Origin of the sequence: Pseudomonas sp. ICMP 460, from assembly GCF_002723595.1 — a bacterium.
Classification (GTDB): Bacteria; Pseudomonadota; Gammaproteobacteria; order Pseudomonadales; family Pseudomonadaceae; genus Aquipseudomonas; species Aquipseudomonas kitaguniensis.
The window spans coordinates 48046-60906 of record NZ_LKBR01000088.1 but is presented as its reverse complement, the minus strand read 5'-3'; the positions used below and the strand labels follow the sequence as shown (position 1 = coordinate 60906).

10 protein-coding genes are annotated in these 12861 nt (G+C 61.6%); 5 read left to right on the top strand and 5 right to left on the bottom strand.

Going from position 1 to position 12861, the window contains the following annotated elements:
• Positions 1-37: 37 nt before the first annotated feature.
• From hslV to AO240_RS27490, 4 genes are all read right to left on the bottom strand, one after another.
• A complete protein-coding gene (gene hslV / locus AO240_RS27505; RefSeq protein WP_017738857.1) occupies positions 38-568 on the bottom strand; it encodes an ATP-dependent protease subunit HslV in 531 nt (176 codons plus the stop codon).
• Positions 569-814: 246 nt separating this feature from the next.
• The gene (locus AO240_RS27500) at positions 815-1516 is read right to left on the bottom strand and encodes an SPOR domain-containing protein (RefSeq protein WP_058411831.1); all 702 of its coding nucleotides are present in this window, start codon (positions 1514-1516) and stop codon (positions 815-817) included.
• A 1-nt stretch (position 1517) separates the two neighbouring features.
• The gene (gene argS / locus AO240_RS27495; RefSeq protein ID WP_099240890.1) at positions 1518-3254 is read right to left on the bottom strand and encodes an arginine--tRNA ligase; all 1737 of its coding nucleotides are present in this window, start codon (positions 3252-3254) and stop codon (positions 1518-1520) included.
• A 110-nt stretch (positions 3255-3364) separates the two neighbouring features.
• Positions 3365-5584 (bottom strand): primosomal protein N', encoded by a 2220-nt coding sequence (locus AO240_RS27490; protein ID WP_099240888.1) that lies wholly within the window; start codon positions 5582-5584, stop codon positions 3365-3367.
• 396 nt (positions 5585-5980) lie between these two features.
• Here AO240_RS27490 and rpmE point away from each other — a divergent pair, with 396 nt between their 5' ends.
• Both rpmE and AO240_RS27480 read left to right on the top strand, forming a co-directional pair.
• Positions 5981-6217, top strand: coding sequence for a 50S ribosomal protein L31 (gene rpmE, locus AO240_RS27485; protein WP_003237330.1), 237 nt, complete (start codon positions 5981-5983; stop codon positions 6215-6217).
• A gap of 303 nt (positions 6218-6520) precedes the next feature.
• The gene (locus tag AO240_RS27480; protein ID WP_099240886.1) at positions 6521-7789 is read left to right on the top strand and encodes a malic enzyme-like NAD(P)-binding protein; all 1269 of its coding nucleotides are present in this window, start codon (positions 6521-6523) and stop codon (positions 7787-7789) included.
• A gap of 193 nt (positions 7790-7982) precedes the next feature.
• On the opposite strand, the gene AO240_RS27475 is transcribed toward AO240_RS27480, so the two are convergent.
• On the bottom strand, positions 7983-10445 hold the full coding sequence (locus tag AO240_RS27475) for a penicillin-binding protein 1A (protein ID WP_371918683.1): 2463 nt from the start codon (positions 10443-10445) through the stop codon (positions 7983-7985).
• Between the two features lie 220 nt (positions 10446-10665).
• Here AO240_RS27475 and pilM point away from each other — a divergent pair, with 220 nt between their 5' ends.
• Genes pilM through AO240_RS27460 form a run of 3 tightly spaced genes read left to right on the top strand, consistent with a single transcriptional unit; the run spans position 10666 to position 12838 of the window.
• The gene (pilM, locus tag AO240_RS27470) at positions 10666-11322 is read left to right on the top strand and encodes a type IV pilus biogenesis protein PilM (protein WP_177445879.1); all 657 of its coding nucleotides are present in this window, start codon (positions 10666-10668) and stop codon (positions 11320-11322) included.
• Positions 11319-11870, top strand: a complete 552-nt coding sequence (locus AO240_RS27465) for a PilN domain-containing protein (RefSeq protein WP_099240880.1) — start codon at positions 11319-11321, stop codon at positions 11868-11870. Before pilM ends, AO240_RS27465 begins: the two co-directional genes overlap by 4 nt.
• Positions 11867-12838, top strand: coding sequence for a pilus assembly protein PilP (locus AO240_RS27460; RefSeq protein WP_099240878.1), 972 nt, complete (start codon positions 11867-11869; stop codon positions 12836-12838). The genes AO240_RS27465 and AO240_RS27460 overlap by 4 nt, the downstream gene beginning before the upstream one ends.
• Positions 12839-12861: the final 23 nt, after the last annotated feature.

Below are 12861 nucleotides of genomic sequence, written 5' to 3'. Positions count from 1 at the left end.
AGTGTTTGGCGGCCTCAAGCGCAAATAAGCCTACGGCTTACTCGGCGAGGTCCTGCTCCTCAATGGTCAGATTGTGGTTGGTGAACACGCAAATGTCGCCAGCGATGCCCAAGGCAGTCTCGACGATTTCGCGGGCCGACAGGTCGGTTTTCTTCAACAGTGCGCTGGCCGCAGCTTGCGCGTAACCACCGCCGGAGCCCATGGCGATCAGGCCGTTTTCCGGCTCAACCACGTCACCGTTGCCGGTGATGATCAGGGACGCGTCTTTGTTGGCGACCGCGAGCATGGCTTCGAGGCGGCTGAGTGAGCGGTCGGTGCGCCATTCTTTGGCGAGTTCGACGGCAGCGCGAACCAAGTGGCCCTGGTGTTTTTCCAGCTGACCTTCGAAGCGCTCGAACAGGGTGAATGCGTCGGCAGTGGCGCCGGCAAAGCCCGCAAGCACCTGGCCGTGGTACAGGCGGCGCACTTTTTTGGCGTTGCCTTTCATCACGGTGTTGCCAAGGGAAACCTGGCCGTCGCCGCCCATGACGACTTTGCCGTGGCGACGTACTGAAACGATGGTGGTCAAGGGGAGAGTCTCCACGCAGCGGGGCGAAAATGCCCTGATGGAAACTGATATGGGGGTACTGAGGGGGATTTCAACCGTAGGACGGGAGCGGGTTTACGCGGCTGACACTCTTTTCAGAGCAGCCCAAAACCAACTGTGGGAGGGAGCTTGCTCCCGATGGCGGTGTGTCAGTCACTGAAAATAGTGACTGATTTACGGCTATCGGGAGCAAGCCCCCTCCCACATGTGTACCTGTTTTAGCCTGAATCAGCGGCTCTGGCGTTGTTGTAACAACAGGTTACTAAACCCTGCGCCCGCCAGTTGTTTCTGCGCCACCGTCAACTGCTCGCGGTTGCTGAACGGCCCTACCAACACGCGATACCAGGTCGCTTCCTTGACCGTGCCGGACTCCACCGTCACCGCCTGGCCCAACAGAATGATCTGCGCCCGCACGCGATCCGCATCCGCCTGTTTTGGGAACGAACCCGCCTGCAGGAAGAACTTGGTCACCGGTGCCGCCTTGGTGGCCGCAACCGGCGGCGCTGGCGGCGGGGTGATCCCGGCCAACGCAGCTTGCGCCCGCGCGGTGTCGATTTTCGCAGCTTCGGCTGGCGTTACCGGGGTGGTCGGCACTTGCGGCGTCGGCAGGGTTTTCTCCGGCACGGCGTCCGGCGGCACGATCACTTCCGATTCCGGCAGCAACGTGTAGAAGTCGTATTTTGGCTTCACCGGAGCGGTCGGGCTAGGCGCCGTCTTGTTGGCTTCGGCCATTTTGCTGGCCTTCTGCTGCTCTTGCTTGACGCGTTTGACGTCATCGCCCTTGCCCGGCTCCAGCTTCATCAGAATCACTACAAACGCACCGACCGCCAGGCCGATGGCCATCCACAGCCAGCCTGGAATAGGCTTCTTTGCCGGTGCCTGGTAGCGGCTGGCGCCGCGCTTGGGTGCAGGTTTTTTCTTGGCAGCCAACTTACATACGCTCCAGAGTTTCCAGGCCTAACAGTTCCAGGCCTTGCTTGAGGGTCCGTCCAGCCAGTGCGGCGAGGCGCAGGCGACTTTGCTTCTGGGCTTCGTCGTCGGCGGTGAGGATCGGGCAGTTCTCGTAGAAGCTCGAGAACAAACCCGCCACTTCGTACAAATAGGTGCAGAGGATATGCGGCGTGCCTTTCTCGCTGACGCTGTTCAGCACTTCGCCGAACTGCGCGAGTTTGGCCGCCAGCTCCTGTTCATGTGGCGCTTCAAGGTTGATCTGGCCCTGGACTTCGCTGAAGTCCTTGCCCAGCTTGCGGAACACACCGGCCACGCGGGTGTACGCGTACAGCAGGTACGGCGCGGTGTTGCCTTCAAAATTGAGCATCAGTTCGAAGTTGAAGCTGTAGTCGCTGGTGCGGTGCTTGGACAGGTCGGCGTATTTCACCGCGCCAATCCCCACTACACGGGCGATGTTGCGCAGGTCGGCCTCGGCCAGTTCCGGGTTCTTTTCCTTGACCAGGTTGTAGGCACGTTCCTGGGCTTCGTTCAGCAGGTCGATGAGCTTCACGGTGCCGCCGTCGCGGGTTTTGAACGGGCGGCCGTCGGCGCCGTTCATGGTGCCGAAACCCATGTGTTCCATGTGCATCGGGTGGGTGACGAAACCCGCGCGACGTGCCACTTCGAACACTTGCTGGAAGTGCAGGGCCTGGCGCTGGTCGACAAAATACAGCGCGCGATCCGCCTTGAGCACGCCACTGCGGTAGCGCACGGCCGCCAGGTCGGTGGTGGCGTAGAGGTAACCGCCATCGGCCTTGACGATGATCACCGGCAGCGGCTCGCCGTCGGCATTCTTGAATTCTTCGAGGAACACGCACTGCGCGCCGTTGCTCTCGACCAACAGGCCTTTGGCCTTGAGGTCGTTGACCACGTTGATCAGGTCGTCGTTGTAGGCGCTTTCGCCCATCACGTCGGCCATGCTCAATTTAACGTTGAGCAGTTGGTAGATTTCCTGGCAGTGCGACAGCGAGATCTCGCGGAAGCGGCCCCACAGCGCCAGGCATTCGGCGTCACCGGCTTGCAGCTTGACCACCAGGCCACGCGCGCGTTCGGCGAATTCTGCGGAGTCGTCGAAGCGCTTCTTCGCGGCGCGGTAGAAGTTTTCGAGGTCGGCCAGTTCGTTGCTGGTGATCGGGTTTTCCTGCAGGTAAGCCATCAACATGCCGAACTGGGTGCCCCAGTCGCCCACATGGTTTTGACGGATCACGGTATCGCCAAGGAACTCCAGCATCCGCGCCACACCGTCGCCAATGATGGTCGAGCGCAGGTGGCCCACATGCATCTCTTTGGCCAGGTTGGGTGCCGACAGGTCAACGACCACGCGCTGCAACGGGCCGGCCTTGCGCACGCCGATGTTGGCGTCGGCCAGGGCCGCGTCCAGGCGCGACGCCAGGGCTTGGGTGTTCTGAAAGAAGTTGATGAAGCCAGGGCCGGCGATCTCGGCCTTGGTGACGCTCTCGTCAGCAGGCAGCGCAGCGATGATTTTCTCGGCCAGGTCGCGTGGCTTCAGGCCTGCCGGCTTGGCCAACATCATCGCGATGTTGCTGGCGAAGTCGCCGTGGGTCTTGTCGCGGGTGTTTTCCACCTGGATCGCCGGCGTCAGGCCTTCAGGCAACACACCTTCATTGACGAGTTGGGTGATGGCTTGTTGGATCAGCTGGCGAATGGTGTCTTTCATGGTGTTCTCTTTCGGCCGCAAGCGGCGGCGCGCAATGCGCAGGTGGAAAAGCTCGGCATTATCCGTGGCGAGGGCGGGCTTGCCAACCTTCGCGGGACCTGTGGCCGGGCTTAATACAAATCTACCGGGTCTACATCCAGCGACCATCGCACTTGCCGGCCGCTGGGCATTTGCTCCAGGGCAAGCAACCAGCTACTTAACAGCCGATGCAGCGGTGCGCGCGAGGTGGCCTGCAACAGTAGCTGAGCGCGATAACGCCCGGCACGGCGCTCCATGGGCGCGGGCACCGGGCCGAGCAGTTCGATGCCGTTCAGACCCAATTCGCCGAGCAAACGTTCGGCCGCGCTGCATGCCTCATCCAAAAAACTTTCGGCCTGCCCCGGTTTGTGGGCTTCGGCGCGCAGCAACGCCAAGTGCGCAAACGGCGGCAACCCGGCCGAGCGGCGCTCGCTCAACGCCTGTTCGGCGAAGGCGAAGTAGCCTTGCTCGGTCAACTGAATCAACAGCGGGTGGTCGGCCAGGTGCGTCTGGATAATCACCTTGCCCGGCTCTTCGGCCCGCCCGGCACGGCCTGCGACCTGTACGATCAACTGCGCCATGCGCTCGCTGGCGCGAAAATCCCCGGAGAACAAGCCACCGTCCGCGTCGAGGATCGACACCAGCGTTACCCGGGGGAAGTGGTGCCCTTTGGCAAGCATCTGCGTGCCCACCAGGATGCACGGTTGGCCCTTCTGAATGGTCGCGAACAGCTGGTTCATTGCGTCTTTACGCGAGGTGCTGTCGCGGTCGACCCGCAGCACCGGGTAATCCGGGAACAGAATGCCCAGGCGTTCCTCGGCGCGCTCGGTGCCGGCACCCACCGGGCGCAGGTCGACTTTGCCGCATTGCGGGCAGTGGCGCGGCACCCGCTCCACGTGGCCGCAGTGGTGGCAGCGCAACTCGCCATGACGCTGATGCACGGTCATCCGCGCATCGCAGCGTTCACACTCAGACATCCAGCCGCAATCGTGGCACAGCAGCGTCGGCGCAAACCCGCGGCGGTTGAGAAACACCAATACTTGCTGGCCGGCGGCGAGGGTCTGGCCGATGGCTTGCTGCATCGGCCCGGAAATACCGCTGTCCAGCGGGCGGCTTTTTACGTCCAGGCGCAGGAAGCGGGGTTGCTTGGCGCCCCCTGCGCGCTCATTCAGGCGCAGCAGCCCATAACGCCCGGTGTAGGCGTTGTGCAGGCTTTCGAGGGACGGCGTGGCCGAGCCCAGCACAATCGGAATGTCTTCCTGGCGCGCGCGCACCAGCGCCAGGTCGCGGGCGTGGTAGCGCAAGCCTTCTTGCTGTTTATAGGAGCCGTCATGCTCCTCGTCGATGATGATCAGCCCGGGGTTCTTCATTGGCGTAAACAGCGCCGAACGGGTGCCGATAATAATGTCGGCGTCGCCGTCACGCGCCGCCAGCCAAGACTCCAGGCGTTCCCGGTCGTTGACCGCCGAGTGCACCAGGGCGATGCGCGCGTTGAAACGCTGTTCGAAACGCGCCAGGGTTTGCGGGCCGAGGTTGATCTCGGGGATCAGCACCAGTGCCTGTTTGCCAGCCTGCAGGGTTTCGCGGATAAGCTGCAAATACACTTCGGTTTTGCCGCTGCCGGTGACACCCGCCAACAGGAACGCGTGGAAGCTGTCGAAACCCGCACGGATCGCCTCATAGGCAGCGCGTTGCTCGGGGTTGAGCGGCAACTCCGGCTGAGCCAGCCAGTGTTCATGGCGCGGGCTGGGTGCATGCTTGCGGATTTCGACCTGAACCAGGCCCTTGGCGAGCAACAGGTCGAGGCTGTCTTTGCTCAGCATCAGCTTGCTGAGGAGCTGATGGGCGACGCCATGCGGGTGCTGCGCCAGCGTCGCCAACGCTTCACGCTGGCGCGGCGCGCGGGCAATGCGCGGGTCATCCAGGCGGGCGCCGGGCACCATCGACCAGAAGCGTTCCTGGCGTGCTTCGGCCAGCTCGCCCTGGCGCAACAACACCGGCAGCGCCCAGCTCAAGGTGTCACCCAGGCTGTGCTGGTAATACTGGGCGGTCCACAGGCACAACTTGAACAGCGCGGGCGGCAGTGGCGGCGTGGCGTCGAGGATGGCCAGCGCGGGTTTGAGCTTTTCTGCCGGGACTTCGCTGTGGTCGGCGACTTCTACCAGGATGCCGATCATTTCCCGGCGCCCAAACGGCACGCGCACGCGCATGCCCGGTTGCAACTGCGCCCGCAGCACGCCGGCCGGGGCCCGGTAGTCGAACAGGCGGCGCAGGGGCGAGGGCAGGGCTAGGCGCAAAATGGCGTCGGGCACGCGAGGGGTCTCATATAAAGGCAGGCGGTGGCGCAGGGGCGGGAGACTAGCAGACCGGCGGTGGAGGTGTCGTGTCTCGGGTGTGCTCATCGTGGTTAACGGGCAAAGCGCCTTTGTGGGAGCGGGCTTGCTCGCGATGCAGGCACCTCGGAGCATCAGGCATACCGAGTTGATGCTATCGCGAGCAAGCCCGCTCCCACAGTTGACTGCATTCTGCTTGGGAGCCCGCCCCGGCATCTGCGCTGCCGGTTTTCTGATGAAAGGTGCTTTTACACGGGTGTTCGGCCGTAACCTGCGCTTGCGCGTTTTAAAAGGTCTGGTAGAATCCGCGGCCTAATTACGTGCGGTATTCGACAATAGTGTTGAGTGGCGGCACGCTAGCCCGAGGAAGTCACCATGAAAGCCGATATCCATCCAGCGTACGAAACCATCGAAGTAACCTGCAGCTGCGGCAACAAGTTCGAAACACGTTCGAACCTGTGCAAGCCACTGGGTACTGACGTATGCAACGAGTGCCACCCGTTCTACACCGGTAAGCAGAAAACTCTGGACACCGGCGGCCGTGTACAGCGCTTCGCAGATCGCTTTGGTGCTTTCGGCAAGAAGCCTGCTGCAGCTACTCCAGCAGAGTAAGGCTCAAAAGCCCTATGGGTTTTTGCAAGCTGTTGAAAAAGGCGCCCATCGCGGGCGCCTTTTTTGTGCCTGAAATGTGGCCGACTGCATCCGGTAGTGCGTCGCTCACAGCAATGCTGAAACAAAAAATTGTAGACATTTTTTAATCAGATTGTGAACAGTTAAGCCCTTGTGCCGCGTGGCTCTTGGCCGAAAGTCTTAGCGCAGCGGCCTTGACACCTGTGACTGACCAGTCTTGTGGGGACTTTGCGACACGCGTATCCTCGGCGGTCCGTCGACCAACAGTAAAAGCGGAATGCCGATATGTCTGATTTGAAAACTGCCGCTCTCGAATATCATGCTCATCCTCGTCCAGGAAAGCTGAGTGTAGAGCTCACCAAAGCCACTGCCACCGCCCGCGACCTGTCGCTGGCCTACAGCCCTGGCGTTGCCGAGCCCGTACGTGAAATCGCCCGCGATCCTGAACTGGCGTACAAGTACACCGGCAAAGGCAACCTGGTTGCAGTGATTTCCGATGGCACCGCGATTCTCGGCCTGGGTAACCTCGGCCCATTGGCTTCCAAGCCTGTCATGGAAGGTAAAGGCGTGCTGTTCAAGCGCTTTGCCGGTATCGATGTGTTCGACATCGAAGTCGATTCCGAAAGCCCGCAGGCTTTCATCGACACCGTCAAACGCATTTCCATCACGTTCGGTGGCATCAACCTGGAAGACATCAAGGCGCCTGAGTGCTTTGAAATCGAAAAGGCCCTGATCGAGCAGTGCGACATCCCGGTATTCCACGATGACCAGCACGGCACCGCAATCGTGACTGCGGCCGGCATGATCAACGCCCTGGAAATCGCTGGCAAAACCCTGGCTGACGCGAAGATCGTCTGCCTGGGCGCTGGCGCTGCGGCCATCTCCTGCATGAAGCTGATCGTGAGCATGGGCGCCAAGCTGGAAAACATCTACATGGTCGACAGCAAGGGCGTTATCCAGTCCGAGCGTACCGACCTGAACCAGTACAAGGCGATGTTTGCCCACCCGTCGTCCAAGCGCACCCTGGCGGATGCCCTAAACGGTGCAGACGTGTTCGTCGGCCTGTCCGGCCCGAACCTGCTGAGCGCTGATGGCCTGAAATCCATGGCGGCCAACCCGATCGTGTTCGCCTGCTCCAACCCGGACCCGGAAATCTCGCCGGAGCTGGCTCACGCCACCCGTAACGACGTGATCATGGCGACTGGCCGTTCGGACTACCCGAACCAGGTCAACAACGTACTGGGCTTCCCGTTCATCTTCCGTGGTGCACTGGACGTTCGCGCCAAGCGCATCAACGAAGAAATGAAAGTAGCTGCCGCCAACGCCCTGCGTGAACTGGCCAAACTGCCGGTTCCTCAGGACGTGTGCGACGCCTACGGTGGCGCCAAGCTGGAATTCGGTCGTGAGTACATCATCCCGAAACCAATGGACAAGCGCCTGATCACCCTGATCTCCGATGCCGTGGCCAAAGCCGCCATCGAGACCGGTGTGGCCACCCTGCCGTATCCCAAGCACTACCCGCTGCAAAGCGTGGATGATGTGTTCAACGGCTAAGCCCTTGCCCCACAAAAAACCCGGCTCAGAAGGCCGGGTTTTTTTGTGGGACGGGGAAAGCTGCAAGCTTCAAGCTACAAGCTACAAGCTACAAGCTACAAGCTGCAAGCTGCAAGCTGAGAGCGGTGCTGCACGGCTCTTCCTTGCAGCTTGTAGCTTGAAGCTTGCCGCTGCTAATAGCCGCTTGCCGCTGCTAAAAAAGGTCGATTGGCGCGCCTTCATCCGCTGGCAGTGGGCTGCCCGGTGCAACACCGTTGCCCAACTCGTTGACGGATGGCGGCGTGTCTTCGCTCTTGAACAGCTCGAAGTAGGCGTTCGGGGTGCTTGGCGATGCTGTGCGGCCACTGACCGGGTCAATCCGCAGGCTGAGGATGCCTTCCGGCTCGGGCTGGGTGTGCAGCGGCTTGTCTTTCAAGGCCGCGCCCATGTAGCTCATCCAGATCGGCAGCGCGACGGTGCCGCCAAACTCGCGACGGCCGAGGCTTTCCGGCTGATCGTAGCCCGTCCACACGGTGGTTACGTAGTCGGCGTTGTAGCCGGAGAACCAGGCGTCTTTGGAGTCGTTGGTGGTGCCGGTTTTGCCCGCGATATCGGCACGGCCGAGGGCCAGTGCGCGTCGGCCGGTGCCCTTCTTGATCACGTCTTCAAGGATGCTGTTCAGAATGTAGGTGGTGCGGCCGTCGACGATGCGCTCAGCCACGGCCGGTGCTTGTGGCTCGGCCGGGGCAGTGGCGTTGGTGGCGGGCGCTGCGCCTGGCGTCGGCTCGATGGTGATGCCGCCGTTGCTCGGCGCCGCGAGGCCGTCGGTGGCCGCCACGCCGTTGACCACGTCACCCGGCACGCGTGGCGGGTTGGCGGTGAACAGGGTGTCGCCATTGCGGCTCTCGATCTTGTCGATCAGGTACGGCGTGATCTTGTAGCCGCCATTGGCAAACGTGCTCCAGCCCGTAGCGATTTCCATCGGCGTAAGGGTTGCGGTGCCGAGGGCCAGCGACAGATTCGGTGGCAGGTCAGACTTGGCGAAGCCAAAGCGCGTGATGTAATCGATGGTTTTGCCGACGCCCATCGCCTGCAGCAAACGGATCGACACCAGGTTACGCGATTTGTACAGCGCCTCACGCACGCGGATCGGGCCGAGGAAGGTGTTGGTGTCGTTCTTCGGGCGCCAGACTTTGTCCAGGTACTCGTCGACGAACACGATAGGCGCATCGTTGACCAGGCTGGCGGCGGTGTAGCCGTTGTCCAGCGCGGCGCTGTAGATAAATGGCTTGAAGCTCGAACCCGGCTGACGCTTGGCCTGGGTCGCGCGGTTGTAATTGCTTTGCTCAAAGGCGAAGCCGCCGACCAGCGCGCGGATAGCCCCGTTCTGTGGGTCCAGCGACACGAGCGCGCCTTGCGCCACGGGCACTTGGCTGAATTTCAGGCTGTCGTCTTTCTGGCGATGCACGCGGATCAAATCACCCACCTGCGCCACGTCCGACGGCTGCTTGGGCATCGGGCCCATGCTGTTGGTGTTCAAGAAGGGCCGCGCCCACTTCATGCTGTCCCACGCCACATGCGCTTCGCCGGTGCGGGTCAGCACCTGCACGCCATCTTTCATCACCTGGGTGACGATGGCGGGTTCCAGGCCGCTGATCGGGCGCTGTTTGCTCAGTTCGGTGGTCCAGGCGCTCAGGGTTTTGCCCGGCAGGCGGGACTCGGGGCCGCGATAGCCATGGCGCTGGTCATAGGTGACCAAACCTGAATGCACCGAGGTATTGGCAATTTCCTGCAGGTCGCTCGGCACGGTGGTGGTCACGCGAAAGCCTTCGGTGTAGGCCTCGCTGCCATAGCGACCGACCATTTCGGCCCGCGCCATTTCAGCGATGTACGGTGCGTTCACTTCCGGCGTCGGTACGTGGTAGCTGGCATTCAACGGCTCGGCCACGGCGCTTTCATAAGCGGCCTGGTCGATTTTGCCGAGCTTGTACATGCGGCCCAGGATCCAGTCGCGACGCTCTTTACTGCGTGCCGGGTTGGCCAGCGGGTTAAAACGCGAGGGCGCCTTGGGCAGGCCGGCAATCATTGCCATCTGCGCCAGGCTGGCGTCACGAATCGACTTGCCATAGTAAACCTGCGACGCCGCCTCGATCCCGTAGGCGCGGTTGCCCAGGTAGATTTTGTTGACGTACAGCTCAAGGATTTCGTCCTTGGTCAACTGACGTTCAATTTGCAGCGCCAGCAGGATCTCGGTGGCTTTTCGCGAAAAACTGCGCTCGCTGGTGAGGAAGAAGTTCTTCGCCACTTGCATGGTGATGGTGCTGCCGCCGGACTGAATGTGTCCGCTTTTTACCAACTGAGTGGCCGCACGCACCAGGCTGCCAGGGTCGACACCATAGTGATTGGCAAAATTATCGTCTTCAGCCGACAGCAAGGCGCTGATGAAGTTGGGCGGAATGTCGGCGAAACGGATCGGTGTGCGGCGCATCTCGCCGAACTCCGCGATCAGTTTTTCATCGCTGCTGTAGACCCGCAAAGGAATCTGCAACTGGATACTTCTGAGTGCCTCTACGGAGGGCAAACCCGGACTAAGGTAGAGGTATGCACCGCTGAGTACGAGCAGTAGCCCGCAGACGACCGCGACAATGGAGTACCCGAAAAACTTCAGCAGACGAATCAAGGCTTTTGGATTTCCAGAGAAAAGAAAGAGTTACGCGTCGGGGCATGCATGGCAAACGATGGATCGACCCGAGCAGCAGATAAAAAGCGGGGAAAAACGCTGGGCATTAAAGCATTTTCGGCTTGGGGCGTCATTCGTGCTACTCAAACAAGTCGACCGAATGCACCACGCCAACGCGCAATCAGGCGGTATGACAGGCAAAATTTTAGGGAGTTTTATGCGAAAAGGATTTTTCAGGCAAAAAGTCGACGCCGTGTTGGGCATCGACATCAATGACGCAGGCCTCAAGCTGGTTGAGCTGGGCCGGTCAGCCGACGGCTACACCATTCAGGGCTACGCCACCCAGGCATTGCCGGCCCACGCGGTCGTCGACGGCACCTTGTTGGACCTTGCAGCGATAGGGCAAGCACTGCGCCAGGCGTTATCGCGGTTGCGCACCTCAACGCGCCGGGCGGCGGTGGCAGTGGCGGGGCCTTCGGTGATTACACGGGTGATCGAAATGCAAGCCGGGCTCAGCGACGACGAGATGGTCTGGAACATCCAGATGGAGGCCGATCAATACATCCCTTACCCATTGGATGATGTCGCCATCGACTTTCAGGTTCGCGGCCCGTGCGCCCAAGACCCTTTGAGGGTCGAAGTAGTGTTGGCCGCCTGCCTCCGGGAGCAGGTCGAGGCCCGCGAGGCGGTTTTAGCCCTGGCCGGGCTGGTGGCGCGAGTGGTGGATGTTGAAGGGTTTGCATTGGAGCGCGCTTGCAGTCAGGATTTCGCCAGCTTCACGCCGTGCCATCGTGTCGATGGCGCACAATGGGCGGTGGATGCCCACGGGATGGGAATTGCTTGTGGGTTGGCCCTGAGGAGTTTCGCAGGATGACACGGATCAATCTTTTGCCTTGGCGTCAGGCGCTGGCCGAGCGGCGGCGCAAATACTTCCTGGTGTTTTTGCTGGTGTTCGCAGGTGTCGCGCTGGCGGCGGTGTGGCTGGCAGATCAAGTTATCGATCAGGCTATCGACCGGCAGGTAACGCGTAACGATCACCTGAGCAAAGCCGTCACCGTTCAGGATTCGCTTATCAAGACCATCGACGATTTGCAGGAGCAGAGCCTGCAAATGACCGAGCGCATGAAGGTCGTGCAGGATGTGCACGAAGCCCGCTCCGCCAGCGCCGAGCTTTTGGACAAACTGGCCCGTGCGGTGCCCGATGGGGTGCACCTGCATGAGGTGGTCGCCAAGGGCGACACCGTCAGCATCAGCGGCAGTGCCGAGTCCAGCCAGGACATCGCGCAGTTGATGCGCCGCCTGGAGGCTTCTGAAGGTGCCCACGCCGCTCGGTTGCGGCATGTGCGAGCGGAAGGCGAGCGCGGCGCTAACCAATTTCAACTGGTGGTGCGCCAAGGCGATTCCACCGAGGCGCTGCCATGAGCCTGCCCAGGCTCGACTTCTTCACGCTCTCTCACAACGCTGCGAAATGGCCCTTGCCGGGCAAGGTTCTATTCGGCTGCGCGCTGGCAGGGCTAGTGTTTTTAGTGGGTAACGGTATGTACCTGAGCCCTGCGCGTGAGCGGCTTAATGCGTCCGAGGCGCAAGCGGTTGAGCTGCGACAGGCGCTGGCGCAAAAGGCGGGCTTGGCTGCCAGCGTTGAGGACCGCACGCGTCACGCTCAGGTGATGCAGGAGGCGGTTGCCGGGCTTTTACGGCAAATGCCCGGCGTATCAGACACCCCCGGCTTGCTCGAAGACATTGCTCGGCTGGCGGTTGCCAACGGTTTGGCGGTAGAGGGCGTCACCGTGCTGGACGAGCAACCTCAGCCGTTGTTTATCGAGGAGCCTGTGCAGGTCGGTGTTGTGGGCGCCTACCACGACTTGGCGACGTTCGTGAGCGCTCTGGGCGGGTTGTCGCGGGTCGTCAGCGTGCACGATGTTGTGCTGCGGTCTGATGGCGCGCGGGTGCACCTGGCGCTGCTGGCCAAGACCTATCGGAGTACATCGCCGCGCAGCCCCTCGGGTGTGCTGGTTGAGCCGCTGCCGCGATTTGCCTACAGCGCCGCCTCGCTGCGTGACCCGTTCCGGCCACCCGCCTTGCAGGTCGATCATGCGCCTGGCCGCCCGGTACCTGCGCCAGACCTCGCGCGGGCGCGTGGAGTGCTTGAAGGTCTGGCCGTCGACCAGTTCAAAATGGTCGGCACCTTGTCCCGGGGTGTGCACACCTTCGTCTTGCTGCGCGCCGCATCCAGCGTGCATCGGCTTGCGATCGGCGACTACCTGGGGCCGAACCACGGCCAGGTCACGGCCATTCATGCCGGCCACATCGAACTGGCCGAGCTGTTCCCGGATGAACAGGGCGCATGGCTGCAGCGTTCGCGAACCCTCGTTTTAAACGTCAACTCATAACGGAATCAAACAATGAAAAGGAC